The 12,779-nt window shown below is 72.4% G+C and carries 12 protein-coding genes; 8 read left to right on the top strand and 4 right to left on the bottom strand.

Going from position 1 to position 12,779, the window contains the following annotated elements:
- The first annotated feature begins 172 nt into the window (after nt 1–172).
- Nucleotides 173–469, top strand: a complete 297-nt coding sequence (locus tag GFH48_RS24655) for a hypothetical protein (protein ID WP_153290335.1) — start codon at nt 173–175, stop codon at nt 467–469.
- An 86-nt stretch (nt 470–555) separates the two neighbouring features.
- On the opposite strand, the gene GFH48_RS24650 is transcribed toward GFH48_RS24655, so the two are convergent.
- Both GFH48_RS24650 and GFH48_RS24645 read right to left on the bottom strand, forming a co-directional pair.
- Nucleotides 556–1,338 carry an RDD family protein gene (locus tag GFH48_RS24650; RefSeq protein WP_153290334.1) on the bottom strand — a complete coding sequence of 261 codons (783 nt, stop codon included), beginning with the start codon at nt 1,336–1,338 and terminating at the stop codon, nt 556–558.
- 94 nt (nt 1,339–1,432) lie between these two features.
- Nucleotides 1,433–3,028, bottom strand: coding sequence for an RDD family protein (locus GFH48_RS24645; RefSeq protein ID WP_153290333.1), 1,596 nt, complete (start codon nt 3,026–3,028; stop codon nt 1,433–1,435).
- Nucleotides 3,029–3,284: 256 nt separating this feature from the next.
- On the opposite strand from GFH48_RS24645, the gene GFH48_RS24640 reads away from it, so the two are divergent.
- Nucleotides 3,285–3,833, top strand: a complete 549-nt coding sequence (locus tag GFH48_RS24640) for an SsgA family sporulation/cell division regulator (RefSeq protein WP_153290332.1) — start codon at nt 3,285–3,287, stop codon at nt 3,831–3,833.
- 93 nt (nt 3,834–3,926) lie between these two features.
- On the opposite strand, the gene GFH48_RS24635 is transcribed toward GFH48_RS24640, so the two are convergent.
- A complete protein-coding gene (locus GFH48_RS24635) occupies nt 3,927–5,333 on the bottom strand; it encodes an FAD-binding oxidoreductase (RefSeq protein WP_153290331.1) in 1,407 nt (468 codons plus the stop codon).
- Between the two features lie 92 nt (nt 5,334–5,425).
- Between GFH48_RS24635 and GFH48_RS24630 the strand changes: the two genes are divergently transcribed.
- Complete coding sequence (locus tag GFH48_RS24630) at nt 5,426–7,054, top strand: tetratricopeptide repeat protein (protein WP_153290330.1); 1,629 nt, start codon at nt 5,426–5,428, stop codon at nt 7,052–7,054.
- A gap of 79 nt (nt 7,055–7,133) precedes the next feature.
- On the opposite strand, the gene hppD is transcribed toward GFH48_RS24630, so the two are convergent.
- The gene (hppD, locus tag GFH48_RS24625) at nt 7,134–8,288 is read right to left on the bottom strand and encodes a 4-hydroxyphenylpyruvate dioxygenase (RefSeq protein ID WP_153290329.1); all 1,155 of its coding nucleotides are present in this window, start codon (nt 8,286–8,288) and stop codon (nt 7,134–7,136) included.
- A 122-nt stretch (nt 8,289–8,410) separates the two neighbouring features.
- Here hppD and GFH48_RS24620 point away from each other — a divergent pair, with 122 nt between their 5' ends.
- Genes GFH48_RS24620 through GFH48_RS24600 form a run of 5 tightly spaced genes read left to right on the top strand, consistent with a single transcriptional unit; the run spans nt 8,411 to nt 12,696 of the window.
- Nucleotides 8,411–8,881, top strand: a complete 471-nt coding sequence (locus GFH48_RS24620) for an Lrp/AsnC family transcriptional regulator (RefSeq protein ID WP_153290328.1) — start codon at nt 8,411–8,413, stop codon at nt 8,879–8,881.
- Between the two features lie 15 nt (nt 8,882–8,896).
- Entirely contained in the window at nt 8,897–9,544 is a 648-nt protein-coding gene (locus GFH48_RS24615) for an ABC transporter permease (RefSeq protein ID WP_153290327.1), read from the top strand.
- Nucleotides 9,537–10,820, top strand: coding sequence for a betaine/proline/choline family ABC transporter ATP-binding protein (locus tag GFH48_RS24610; protein WP_153290326.1), 1,284 nt, complete (start codon nt 9,537–9,539; stop codon nt 10,818–10,820). The genes GFH48_RS24615 and GFH48_RS24610 overlap by 8 nt, the downstream gene beginning before the upstream one ends.
- Nucleotides 10,817–11,713, top strand: coding sequence for an ABC transporter permease (locus tag GFH48_RS24605; protein ID WP_153290325.1), 897 nt, complete (start codon nt 10,817–10,819; stop codon nt 11,711–11,713). The genes GFH48_RS24610 and GFH48_RS24605 overlap by 4 nt, the downstream gene beginning before the upstream one ends.
- Nucleotides 11,710–12,696 carry a glycine betaine ABC transporter substrate-binding protein gene (locus GFH48_RS24600; protein WP_153290324.1) on the top strand — a complete coding sequence of 329 codons (987 nt, stop codon included), beginning with the start codon at nt 11,710–11,712 and terminating at the stop codon, nt 12,694–12,696. The genes GFH48_RS24605 and GFH48_RS24600 overlap by 4 nt, the downstream gene beginning before the upstream one ends.
- Nucleotides 12,697–12,779: the final 83 nt, after the last annotated feature.

The following is a 12,779-nucleotide window of genomic DNA, read 5'->3' as shown; positions in this document are numbered from 1 at the left end:
GTTGTCGCCCCGCGATTCACCGTTCCAGCCGAGCTCGCGGCTCCACCCGGGCTCGGAGCCCCGCCCCGGTTCGCCGCACCACCCGAGTTCGCCGCACCACCCCCGTTGTTGTCCGCATCCTCCCCCATTCTCGAGAGGCACGGGGGGAGTACCCCCACCCCGAGGAATCGCCATGCCTCGTCCGACCGCCGCACAGCTCGCCTACGGTTCCTGCACCGTGATCTTCTCGACGCTCGCCATGCTGCTGCTGTCTCAGACGAGTTCGGGCCTGGGGATCACGGTGATCACCCTCTCGGCACTCGCTCTCGGACTGCTCGTCGCCGTAACGGTTCCGCTGCCGAAGCGCGTACCGTCGGCCGCCGCGGCCCCCGCCGTCCAGGCGCGGGTTCCGGTGCGGCGCGAGACCGCGTCCGTCGCCGCGTCCGTGTCCATGTCGCCCGAGCCCGTTCACGAACCGGCGGGTCCGTGACCCCACGCACGTCCGGCGGGCCCCCGAAGCACGGACCCGCCGTCCCGGTCAGCCGTCTCCCCGTGGAGTGCGGCTGATCGCGTGTGTCAGTCGGTGGCCACCACCACCGTCTTGGCCGCCTTGTCGTGCAGACCCTGCTTGTAGGGCTTGTCGAAGAAACTCCAGCCGCCCGCGATCGCCGTCCAGATGCACGCGCAGCAGAACGCGAACGGGATCCACAGCACCAGGGCGCGCACCAGCGAGGTCTGTGTGGAGGGTGTGGCGCCGTTGTCCAGGTCGGCCACCCGCATGTGGAACAGCTTCATGCCGAGGGTCTGCCCCGACCTGTGGATCAGGAAGGTGTCGTAGCCGGTGTAGAGCACCGCGGCGAGCACGGACTGCCCGATGCCCTTGCCGTACTCGATCCGGTCCGCGTTCACGTTGTACTCGCTGACCCCGAACGCCAAGGACAGCAGCCACACCACGATGCCCACGAGGATCATGTCGAGGATCCTCGCCAGCACGCGTTTGCCGCCGCCGGCGAGCGGCGGCATGCCCTCCAGCGGATCGCCCCCGTAGGGACCGCCGGAGCCGTAGGGATCGCCACCGCCCGCGCCGTAGGGGCCGCCGCCGGGGGGCGGTGGCTGCTGACCCCCGTACGGCGGGGGCTGACCGCCGGGGGGCGGGGGCTGACTCCCGTACGGCGGGGGCTGACTCCCGTACGGCGGCGTCCGGTTGTCGTGCGGGGAGTCGTACGGCGACCCCGGAGGCGGCGGGGACGAGGAACCGCCGTCCGGGGAGCCGCCGCCCTCAGCCGGCGGGGGCTGCTTCCTGAACGGGTCTTCCTCCGGTGGCTGCCCGGAGCCGGGGGGCGGCGGTTCGCTGCTCATGGCCCGAGTGGACCGCGAACCCCCCGGCTCCGCATCCCGCGGGCGGCCGTCCGGGGGACCGCGGAGACCGGCCGCCGGGCGGTCGCGCGGGCGCCTAGGCGGAGGGCGGCCGGGCGGCCACGAAGGTGTGGGCCGCCTTGTCGTGCCAGCACTGCCGCCACGGCCTGTCGAACAGGCACCACAGGACGCCCACGACACCGATGCCGAGGACGCCGGGAACGCTGTAGACGAGCCAGCGGCGCAGCGCCGGGCCGAAGGACGGGGGTTCGTGGCCCTCGATGTCACGGACCTCGATGCCGCACAGTCCCTTGCCGAGGGTGCGGCCCCAGCGGGCGGTGGGCAGCGCGTCGTAGACCACGCCGAACAGGAGCAGGACGGCGAGGCAGACGCCCAGGTAGCCGGCGGTCGTGCCGTCCAGCAGCCAGACCGTCACGGTCTGCCCGGACCGCTTGGCGGCGTCGATCTTCCCGTTGATGTGATCGATCGCCTTGGTGCCCAGCGGTACGGCGGCCACGGCGGTGACGGTGGCCAGCACCGCGGTGTCCACGATCCGGGCGACCAGCCGTCTGCCCAGGGCGGCCGGCCGTGCCGCGGAGTGGCGGCGGGCCGCGGCCTGGAACACGTCGTCGACGGGCGGCTTCCAGGGCGCGGCGGGCCCCTCGTCGCCCGCGAGCCGGTGCACCTGCTGGGCCCAGGAGGGCTGTCCGCCGCCGGCACCGCTCGACAGCGGGGTGGCGGCGGGGCCGGTGGACTGCTGGGGGACGGCCGGGGCCGGCGGCTGCTGGGCCGCGGCCGCCTTGGCCGCCTGGGCGGCGGCCTGCCCGGCGCCGAAGCCGCCCCCGGCGCCCGCCGGGCCCTCCTCGGGCGTGCCCGTCCCCGGTGCGCCGCCCGCCGGGGCCGTGCTCCCGCCCCGCGCCCCGCTCTGCTGCCCCGTGCGCGGGGAGCGCGCGCGGAAGGTCATGGTGCCCTCGGAGGGGACGGGGTCCTGGGTGCCCGGGGTGCCGGTGGCGGCGGACGGTCCCGTGGCCGCCTGCTGTCCCGGGCCGGCGAACTGCGCGCCGCTCGCCGCGGCCGGGCCCGCGTCCCCGGACCCTCCGGCGCCGGCCGCCGCGCCGGGACCCGCCGCGGGCCGGCGGCGGAAGACGAAGGTGCCGTCGGGCGCCGGGCCTTCCGGGGCGCCCGCGGGGTCCGCGGGTCCGATGGTCGCCGTGCCGTCCGTGTGCGGGGTCTCGCCGCCGGGCGGCCGGACCGCTTCGGCGGGCTCCGCCGGGCGCGCCAGACGCGGGTCGGCACCCTGGGGCGCCCCCCAGGAGACCCGCCGGTCCTGCTCGCCGCCGAAACCGGACTGCCGCGAGCGGTCGGCGCCCCACGCGGTCGCGGGCTCGGGCCTGCTGCCGTGCTGCGCCTCGGCCGGGGTCACCCGCCGCGGCTCCACGGCCGGCCCGGGGTCCTCGTCGAAGAAGTGCGGTCCCGTCTCCTCGGTGGGTGCCGGTGCCGGAGCGGGTACGGGAACCGCCGGGCGCGTGCCCGGCGGGGGCACGAGCGGCACGCCGTCGGAGGGCGCGGGACGGCTCGTGCCCGGCACCCAGGCAGCACCGTTCCAGTACCGGACATATCCAGGAATGGAGGGGTCCGGGTAATACCCTTCGCGGGGCCTGTCGTCACCGGGGGCCGGGGTTGGGGCGCTCATGTCCGTCGTCCCGTATCTGCTCGGGGGTCTTCTGGGGGCTCCACATCTACCAGACCGACGCCCTCGTCAGCGGCGCTCCCGCGGTACCCACCTCTTTAGGGCAAGGATCCGCCACTTCCGGTCACCGCCCGGCAGGTCGGCCCCGGCACCTCCGCCAAAAGATTTTCCCGAACCCGCGTAATGGTTCCGCGCCGCCGCGCTCTCCACTCGTACGGACCCGTCCTGGAGGCCCGTAGACGAAGGGAAGCGCACCGACATGCACACCGTGGTGGAACGCGAACTCGAACTGCACCTCGTCCTGTCCCCCGAGCACAGCATCCCCGTGCCGGCCCGGCTCAGCTACCGCTCCGACGACCCGTACGCCGTCCACATCACCTTCCACATCGGCTCGGACCATCCGGTCAGCTGGACCTTCGCGCGCGAACTGCTCGTCGAGGGGGTGTTCCGGCCGTGCGGGCACGGCGATGTGCGGGTGTGGCCGACGAAGGTCGCGGGACGCGGCGTCGTGCTGATGGCGCTCACGTCACCCGACGGCGACGCGCTGCTGGAGGCGCCCGCCGAGCAGGTGTCCGCCTGGCTGGAGCGCACGCTGCGGGCGGTTCCGCCGGGGGCTGAGGGCGAGCAACTCGGCATCGACGACGGTCTCGCCGAGCTGCTGGCGCCCTCCCCCAGGCTCTCGGCCTCTCCGCCGCGCTCGGCCTCCCGTGAGCGCGGGGACCTCCACGACCAGCCGGGATCCGCGTCGGCCGACGAGCTGTGGCTGCGCGACCCCTGGCCGTCGGACGAGTCGAAGGACGGGGAGTGAACCGGCGCGCGGGCACCGCGGCGCGCCCACGTCCGCCCGGCCGGATCGGGTACCGCGGCGGCCCGGCCGGATCGGATACGGCGGCGGGCGCCGCTAGAACACCTTGCCCGGGTTGAGGATCCCGAGCGGGTCGAACGCGGCCTTGACGGCGCGCTGCATCTCCACCCCGACCGGCCCGATCTCGCGGGCCAGCCACTCCTTCTTCAGGACGCCGACCCCGTGTTCGCCGGTGATCGTGCCGCCGAGTTCCAGACCGAGGGCCATGATCTCGTCGAAGGACTCGCGGGCGCGCCGGGACTCGTCGGGGTCGGTGGCGTCGAAGCAGACGGTGGGGTGGGTGTTGCCGTCGCCGGCGTGCGCGCAGACGCCGATGGTCAGGGAGTACTTCTCCGCGACGCGCTCGATGCCGTCGAGCATGTCGCCGAGCCGGGAACGCGGCACGCACACGTCGTCGATCATCGTGGTGCCCTTGACCGCTTCGAGCGCGGTGAGGGACAACCTCCGGGCCTGGAGGAGGAGTTCGGACTCCGCCGCGTCCTCCGCCGGTACCACCTGGGTGGCGCCCGCGGCCTCGCACAGCGCGCCCACGGCGGCGAGGTCGGCCGCCGGGTCGTGGGTGTCGAAGGCGGCGAGGAGAAGTGCCTCGGTGCTCTCCGGGAGTCCCATGTGGGCGAGGGCGTTGACGGCCTTCACCGTCGTCCGGTCCATCAGTTCGAGGAGCGAGGGCACATGGCCGCCCTCCATGATCCGGCAGACGGCGTCGCAGGCGGCCCGCGCCGACCCGAACTCGGCGGCCAGCACCAGCTGCTGGGGCGGCTGCGGCTTCAGGGCCAGCACCGCCCGTACGACGATGCCGAGGGAGCCCTCCGATCCGACGAGGAGGCGGGTGAGGTCGTAGCCGGCGACCCCTTTCGCGGTACGGCGGCCGGTGCTCATCAGCCGTCCGTCGGCGAGCACCACGTCCAGGCCGAGGACGTACTCGGCGGTCACCCCGTACTTCACGCAGCACAGGCCCCCGGAGGCGGTGCCGATGTTGCCGCCGATCGTGCACATCTCCCAGCTGGAGGGGTCCGGCGGGTAGTACAGGCCGTGTTCGTTGACCGCGCGCGAGAGCGTGGCGTTGACGACGCCGGGCTCGACGACGGCGATGCGGTCGACGGGACTGATCTCCAGGATCCGGTCCATCTTCACCAGGGAGAGCACGATGCAGCCGTCCGAGGCGTTCGCGGCGCCGGACAGGCCGGTGCGGGCGCCCTGCGGGACGACGGGGACCCGCAGCGCGGTCGCGGTGCGCATGACGTGCTGGACCTGTTCGACGGTGCGCGGCAGGACGACGACGGCGGGGGTGCCGGCCTCGCAGAAGCTCGCCATGTCGTTGGCGTACGAGACCGTGACGTCCGGGTCGGTGAGGACCGCCTCGCTCGGCAGGCCCGTCAGGAGACGGTCGACGAGGGTGCCGGTGACGTCGTCGCGCGGGGCTTCGATACGGCTCATGATCACAGCGTCGCACTCGGGGCCATCGGTGTGAACCCCGTCTGCCGCACCCTTCGTGTGCCGGGATGTGGTCGTCGTACTGGCGCATGGTGAGCGCCATGGAGATCGAAGAGCGACAGCGGGTCCTCACCGGGCCGGTACCCCGGGAACGGTCCGGGCGGCGCCGTTCCCGCGCGGCCCGGCGCGCGCTGATCTGCGTGGCCGGGGGCTGTGCCGTGTTCGGCGGGGTGATGGTGCTGCTGCCCTCCGGCCTGCGTCCCCCCGCGCTGCCCGCCCCCGGGCCGGTGGCCGGGGCGATGACGGCGGTGGCGGCCGGGGTGCCCGTGTCGCTGCGCGATCTGACGTTGCTCGTCGCCGACCGCGAGGCGTATCTGCGCACCCATCCGCGGGACGCCCGGTCCTGGGCGGTGCTCGGCACGGCGTACGTGGAGCAGGGGCGGCGCACCGCCACGCCCGGATACTTCCCGAAGGCCGAGCGGGCGCTGCGTACGTCGCTGGCGACCGGGCCATCGGGGAACCTGGCCGCGCTGCAGGGGCTGGCCGCGCTCGCCAACTCCCGCGCCGACTTCCGCAAGGGCCGTGAGTGGGGGGAGACGGCGCGGAAGCTGGCGCCCGGACAGTGGACGACGTATCCGCTGCTGATCGACTCCTACCGGGGTCTCGGCGACTACAAGGCGAGCCGCAAGGCCCTGGAGAAGCTGCAGAAGCTGCACTCCGGGCCGCCGGTGATGGCCCGGGCCGCCGAGGTGTACTGGGACCGGGGCTGGCGCGAGGACGCGGTGGCGTCGCTGTCGGACGCGGCGACCGGCGCGCGGACGCCGATCGAGCGGGCGGCCTGGCTCGCGGAGGCCGGCCGGCTGGCGTGGGAACGCGGGGACCGTGAGGAGTCGCTGCGCTCCTACGAGGGCGCGCTGCGCCTGGACCGGAACGAGCCGGCCGCGCTCGCCGGGCGGGGGCGCGCGCTGGCGGCGCTCGGGCGGGTGCCGGAGGCGTCGCGCGTCTACCAGGCGGCGTTCGCCGGGCGGCCCGCGCCGGGGTACGCGCTGGAGCTGGGTGAGCTGTACCAGGCGCGGGGCCTCGGCTCGGCGGCGCGGGCGCAGTACGACCTGGTGCGGACCCGGGTGCGGTCGGAGACCGCGGGCGGTGTCGACGACGCGCTGGTCCTCGGGCTGTTCGAGGCGGACCACGGGGACGCGGCGGAGGCGGTGCGGCGGCTGCGCGCGGAGTGGAAACGGCAGCCGGGCATCGGTGTCGCGGACGCGTTGGGGTGGGCGCTGCACCGGGCCGGGAAGAACAAGGAGGCCCTGAAGTTCGCGGCGCGGGCGACGGACAAGGAGCACGGTGGCGGGGTGCGCAGCGCGCTGTACGTGTATCACCGGGGGCAGATCGAACGCGGCCTCGATCTGACCGGGGCCGCCCGCCGTCATCTCGCGGAGTCCCTCCAGATCAATCCGTACTTCTCCCCGCTTCTCGCTCCCCTGGCCCGGCGGACGCTGGACACGCTGGGCGAGCCGTCGACGTCGCTGCCGAGCGAGCTGGAGGAGGAGCCGACGTTCCCGCGGCCGGAGGCCCCGGAGCCCGCCCGCTCCGCGCCGGCCGCCTCCGCGCCGTCCGTCGCCACGCCGTCCGTCCCGGCCCCGCCCGGCTCGCGGGACGAACCGGCGGCGGCACCGACGGACCCGGTGTCCGCGAGGTCCTCGGCCGGCCCGGACACGGGCGGACAGTGACCGCGGCCCACGCCGGCGCCCCGCCGTACCGCCCCGCGCCGACCGGGCGGGCGGTACGGCGGGCGGGCGGGCGGTGCCGTTACAGGTTGCCGCGCCTCTCCTGCTCGCGCTCGATCGCCTCGAACAGGGCCTTGAAGTTGCCCTTGCCGAAGCCCATCGAGCCGTGCCGCTCGATCATCTCGAAGAAGACGGTCGGACGGTCCTGGACCGGCTTGGTGAAGATCTGGAGCAGATAGCCGTCCTCGTCGCGGTCGACGAGGATCTTCAGTTCGCGCAGGGTGTCGACGGGGACGCGGGTGTCGCCGGCCCACTCGCCGAGGGTGTCGTAGTACGAGTCGGGGGTGTCGAGGAACTGGACGCCCGCCGCGCGCATGGCGCGGACGCTGCGGACGATGTCGTTCGTGTTCAGCGCGATGTGCTGGACGCCCGCGCCGCCGTAGAACTCCAGGTACTCGTCGATCTGGGACTTCTTCTTGGCGACGGCGGGCTCGTTGATCGGGAACTTGACCTTGAGCGTGCCGTCGGCGACGACCTTCGACATCAGCGCGCTGTACTCGGTCGCGATGTCGTCGCCCACGAACTCCTTCATGTTCGTGAAGCCCATGACCTTGTTGTAGAAGCCGACCCACTCGTTCATCCGGCCGAGCTCGACGTTGCCGACGCAGTGGTCGATGGCCTGGAAGGTGCGCTGGGCGGGCGGCTCGACGATCGGGGCGGCGGCCACGTACCCGGGGAGGTAGGGGCCGTCGTAGCCGGTCCGCTCGACGAGGGTGTGGCGGGTCTTGCCGTAGGTGGCGATGGCGGCGAGGACGACCGTGCCGTTCTCGTCCTTCATCTCGTACGGCTCGGCGACCGAGGTGGCGCCGTGCTCGACGGCGTACGCGAACGCGGCGCGCGCGTCCGGGACCTCGATGGCGAGGTCGACGACCCCGTCGCCGTGCGCCGCCACGTGCTCGGCCAGGAAGTGGCCCCAGGGGGTGGAGGGCTTGACCACGGAGGTGAGGACGAAGCGAGCGGAGCCGTTCTCCAGGACGTACGACGCCGTCTCGCGGCTGCCGTTCTCCGGTCCGGAGTAGGCGACCAGCCGCATGCCGAACGCGGTGGAGTAGTAGTGCGCGGCCTGCTTGGCGTTGCCCACGGCGAAGACGACGGCGTCCATTCCCTTGACCGGGAAGGGGTCGGCCTGCCGGGCGGTGTCGGGAGTCTGCTCTGGGTTCGCGTCGATGAGGGACATGGCCGCAGGCTCTCTCCCTTCCACAAGGTGCGCAATAGTTTGCGTATCGACTGGGCACTATGTTCAGCGACCCGCCGGTAGTGGCGGGCGGTCTGTACAGGATGACCACTCCGGAGGCGCGCATGGCGATCGATCACCTGGACGGCCGGCTCATCGTGCTGCTGGCGCGGGAGCCGCGGATCGGCGTGCTGGAGATGTCCCGGCGGCTGGGGGTCGCGCGCGGCACGGTGCAGGCCCGTCTGGACCGTCTTCAGTCGAATGGAGTCATCCGGGGATTCGGCCCGCAGGTGGATCCGGCCGCGCTCGGATATCCCGTGACGGCCTTCGCGACGCTGGAGATCCGGCAGGGGCAAGGCGCCGACGTACGGGCGCACTTGGCGACCGTCCCGGAGGTGCTGGAACTGCACACGACCACCGGCAGCGGGGACATGCTGTGCCGGCTGGTGGCCCGCTCGAACGCCGATCTCCAGCGTGTGATCGACCGGGTCGTCGGTTTTGATGGCATCGTCCGGGCCTCCACGGCGATCGTCATGGAGAACGCCGTACCGCTGCGGATCATCCCGCTGGTGGAACAGGCGGCGGCCGAGCACTGACCAGGGTGAGGCGGCGTGAACTTCTGGGAGTACCTGAGCGGCCGCCGTCAGCAATTGCTCATGGACGCGTACCAGCACGCCAGCGTGGTCTTCCAGTGCATGGTCGTCGCGACGCTCATCGGCGTGGTGCTCGGTGTGGTCACCTACCGCAGCGACTGGGCGGGCGGCCTCGCCACGACCACCACGTCCACGATCCTGACCGTCCCGTCGCTCGCCATGATCGGTCTGCTGGTCCCGATCGTGGGTCTGGGCGTCCCGCCCACCGTGATCGCGCTGACGCTGTACGGGCTGCTGCCGGTCGTACGCAACGCGATCGTGGGCCTGCGCGGGGTCGACCCCGCGCTGGTGGACGCCGCGAAGGGCATCGGCATGTCACGGGCGGCCCGGCTGCTGAAGGTCGAGCTGCCGCTCGCCTGGCCTCCGATCCTCACCGGTATCCGGGTCTCCACACAGATGCTGATGGGCATCGCGGCGATCGCGGCCTACGCCTCCGGGCCGGGCCTCGGCAACGAGATCTTCCGTGGCATCGGGTCCCTGGGCAGCAAGAACGCGCTCAACCAGGTGCTCGCGGGCACGGTCGGGATCATCATCCTCGCGCTGCTGTTCGACGCCGCCTACGTGCTCATCGGACGGCTGACCATCCCGAGGGGGATCCGTGTCTGAGACGACCGCAACCGGGCGGGACCGGCACGCCGCCGCTGTCGCGCACACGTCCACGACCGGCGCCACCATCGAGCTGGAGCACCTCACCAAGCGCTATCCCGGCAGTCGCGACCCCGCCGTGGACAGCGTCAACATGGAGATCAAGGCGGGTGAACTCGTCGTCTTCGTGGGCCCGTCCGGGTGCGGCAAGTCCACCACCCTCAAGATGATCAACCGTCTGATCGAACCGACCGGCGGCCGGATCCGCATCGGCGGCGAGGACGTCACCGACATGGACCCGGTGAAGCTGCGTCGCAGGATCGGGTACGCGATCCAGTCGTCCGGGCTCTTCCCGCACATGACGGTCGCCCAGAACATCGCCCTCGTCCCGAAGATGGTCGGCTGGCCGAAGTCACGGATCAGGGCGCGGGTCGAGGAGATGCTGGACCTGGTCGGCCTCGACCCGGGCGAGTTCCAGGGCCGCTATCCGCGTCAGCTCTCCGGTGGCCAGCAGCAGCGGGTGGGCGTGGCGCGGGCGCTGGCCGCCGACCCGCCCGTCCTGCTCATGGACGAGCCCTTCGGCGCCGTGGACCCGATCACCCGCGACCACCTCCAGGACGAGCTGATCCGGCTCCAGCGCGAGCTGCACAAGACGATCGTCTTCGTCACGCACGACTTCGACGAGGCGATCAAGCTGGGCGACCGGATCGCCGTCCTGCGCGAGCGCTCGCACATCGCGCAGTTCGACACCCCGGAGGCGATCCTCACCAACCCGGCCGACGACTTCGTGTCGGGGTTCGTGGGCGCGGGCGCGGCGCTCAAGCGGCTCAACCTCACCCGGGTGGGGGACGTGGAGATCACCGACTATCCGACGGTCACCGTCAACGACCGGCTCCAGGAGATCTTCAACAAGCTCCGCGGCAGCGGGACCAACGAGATCCTGATGCTCGACAAGCGGCGCCGCCCCTACAAGTGGCTGCGGCGCGGCGACCTGATGAGGGCCAAGGGTTCGCTGGCGCGGGCGGGCACCCTGGTCCACGACACGGTGACCCGGGACGCCACGCTGCGGGACGCGCTGGAGGCGGTGCTCACCGACAACACCGGCCGGGTCGCGGTGACCGGGCGGCGCGGCGAGTACATCGGTGTCGTCGACATGGAGACGCTGATGAACTCCGTGCACGAGCTGCTGGAGGAGGACCGTCTCGAGGCGATGGAGCACCAGCACGAACTGGAGGACGCGCGCGCCCAGCAGACCCACTTCGAGCAGGAGGGCCCGGGCGGGGAGGCGAAGGCGTGAGGACTCCCCCGCCCGGCCGCCGGCCCGAGGGCGAGCACGAGGTCAAGGGGCTCGCGTTCCGGGACGACGGCGCGTTCCCCGACGACGAGGCGCTCTCCGAGGACGCCGGCCTCCCGGACGAGCGGGAGGCCCCGCCGCCGCCCGCCGGGCCGCGGCGCCGGATCACCTGGCAGAAGCTGACCGTCCTGCCGGCGGTGCTGGCCGCCGTGCTGCTGGCCACCTGGCTGTGGTTCCAGCAGGCCACCCTCGACCCCATCTCCAGCAACGCGCTGTCGAACGGGCAGGTGTCGAAGGCCCTGTGGCAGCAGATCGAACTGACGGTGATCTCGACGTTCTTCGTGCTGGTCATCGCGATCCCACTGGGTGTCCTGCTCACCCGCGGGATGTTCCGGAAGGCGGCCCCGGTCGCGATGGCGCTGGCCAACATGGGGCAGGCCACCCCGGCGATCGGTCTGCTGGCGCTGCTGGTCATCTGGCTCGGCACCGGTCAGAAGGCGGCCCTGATCGGCATCACCGTCTACGCGATCCTGCCGGTCCTCTCCAACACGATCGCGGGTCTGAAGGCCAACGACCCGACGCTCCTGGAGGCCGCGCGCGGTATCGGCATGTCCCCGATGGGTGTCCTGACCCGCATCGAACTCCCGCTGGCCGTCCCGCTGATCCTGGCCGGTGTCCGCACGGCCCTGGTCCTGAACGTGGGTACGGCCACGCTGGCCACCTTCGGCGGGGGCGGCGGCCTCGGCGTCCTGATCACCACCGGCATCACCAACCAGCGGATGCCGGTCCTGGTGCTCGGTTCGGTCCTCACCGTGACGCTCGCGCTGCTCGTGGACTGGCTGGCCTCACTGGCCGAACTGCTGCTGCGGCCGCGCGGACTGGAGGCGGGCTCATGACCCCGGGGGGCGTGCTGAGACGGACGGGTCCGTGCGCGCTGCTGGCCGGGGCGCTGGTGCTGGCCGCCGGGTGCGGGCTGACCAGCGGCTCCCCCATGGTCGACGACGTCGGTCCCGGGTCCATCGGGCAGGGGCTGCCGCTCAAGGGCGCCCATCTGACGGTGACGTCGAAGGAGTTCACCGAGCAGCTGATCCTCGGCGCGATCATGGGCATCGCCTTCCAGGCGGCCGGCGCGGACGTCCTCGACCGGACCGGGATCCAGGGATCGATCGGCGCCCGGGAGGCCGTCAAGAGCGGCGACGCGGACGGCATGTACGAGTACACGGGCACCGCCTGGATCACGTATCTGGGCAACAGCAAGCCCATCCCCGACCCGCGGAAGCAGTGGCAGGCGGTGCACGACGCCGATCTGAGGAACGGGATCACCTGGCTGCCGCCGTCCGCGCTCAACAACACCTACGCGCTCGCCATGAACCAGGCCAACTTCAGGAAGTACCGCACGAAGACGCTCTCCGACGTGGCCGCGCTGTCCAGGTCGGACCCCGGCGCGGTCACGCTCTGCGTGGAGAGCGAGTTCGCCAACCGGGCCGACGGTCTGCCGGGCATGGAGAAGGCGTACGGGATGAGCGTGCCCGCGAAGAACATCACGCAGATGGACACCGGGATCATCTACACCCAGGTGGCGAAGGGAAGTTGCACGTACGGGGAGGTGTTCACCACGGACGGGCGCATCAGGTCGATGCACCTGGCCGTGATGGCGGACGACAAGAAGTTCTTCCCCAACTACAACGCGGCGCCCGCGATCAACTCCAAGGCACTCAAGAGATATCCGGCGATCGCCCAGGTCCTCGACCCGGTGACGAGGAAGCTGGACAACACGGTGGCACAGGAGTTGAACGCCAAGGTGGACGTGCAGGGGCAGGATCCGCACGAGGTGGCACTGGACTGGATGACGGCGCAGGGGTTCGTGAAGCAGCACTGAGGTCCCGGGGGCCTGGGCGCTGGGGCCAGGGCTGAGGTCAGGGGTCCGGGGTCAGGGGTCCGGGGTTCGACATGCGGCGGCCG

The organism is Streptomyces fagopyri (assembly GCF_009498275.1).
Lineage (GTDB): Bacteria > Actinomycetota > Actinomycetes > Streptomycetales > Streptomycetaceae > Streptomyces > Streptomyces fagopyri.
The sequence above is the reverse complement of the archived record's forward strand: the minus strand, read 5'-3'. Positions and strand labels throughout refer to the sequence as shown.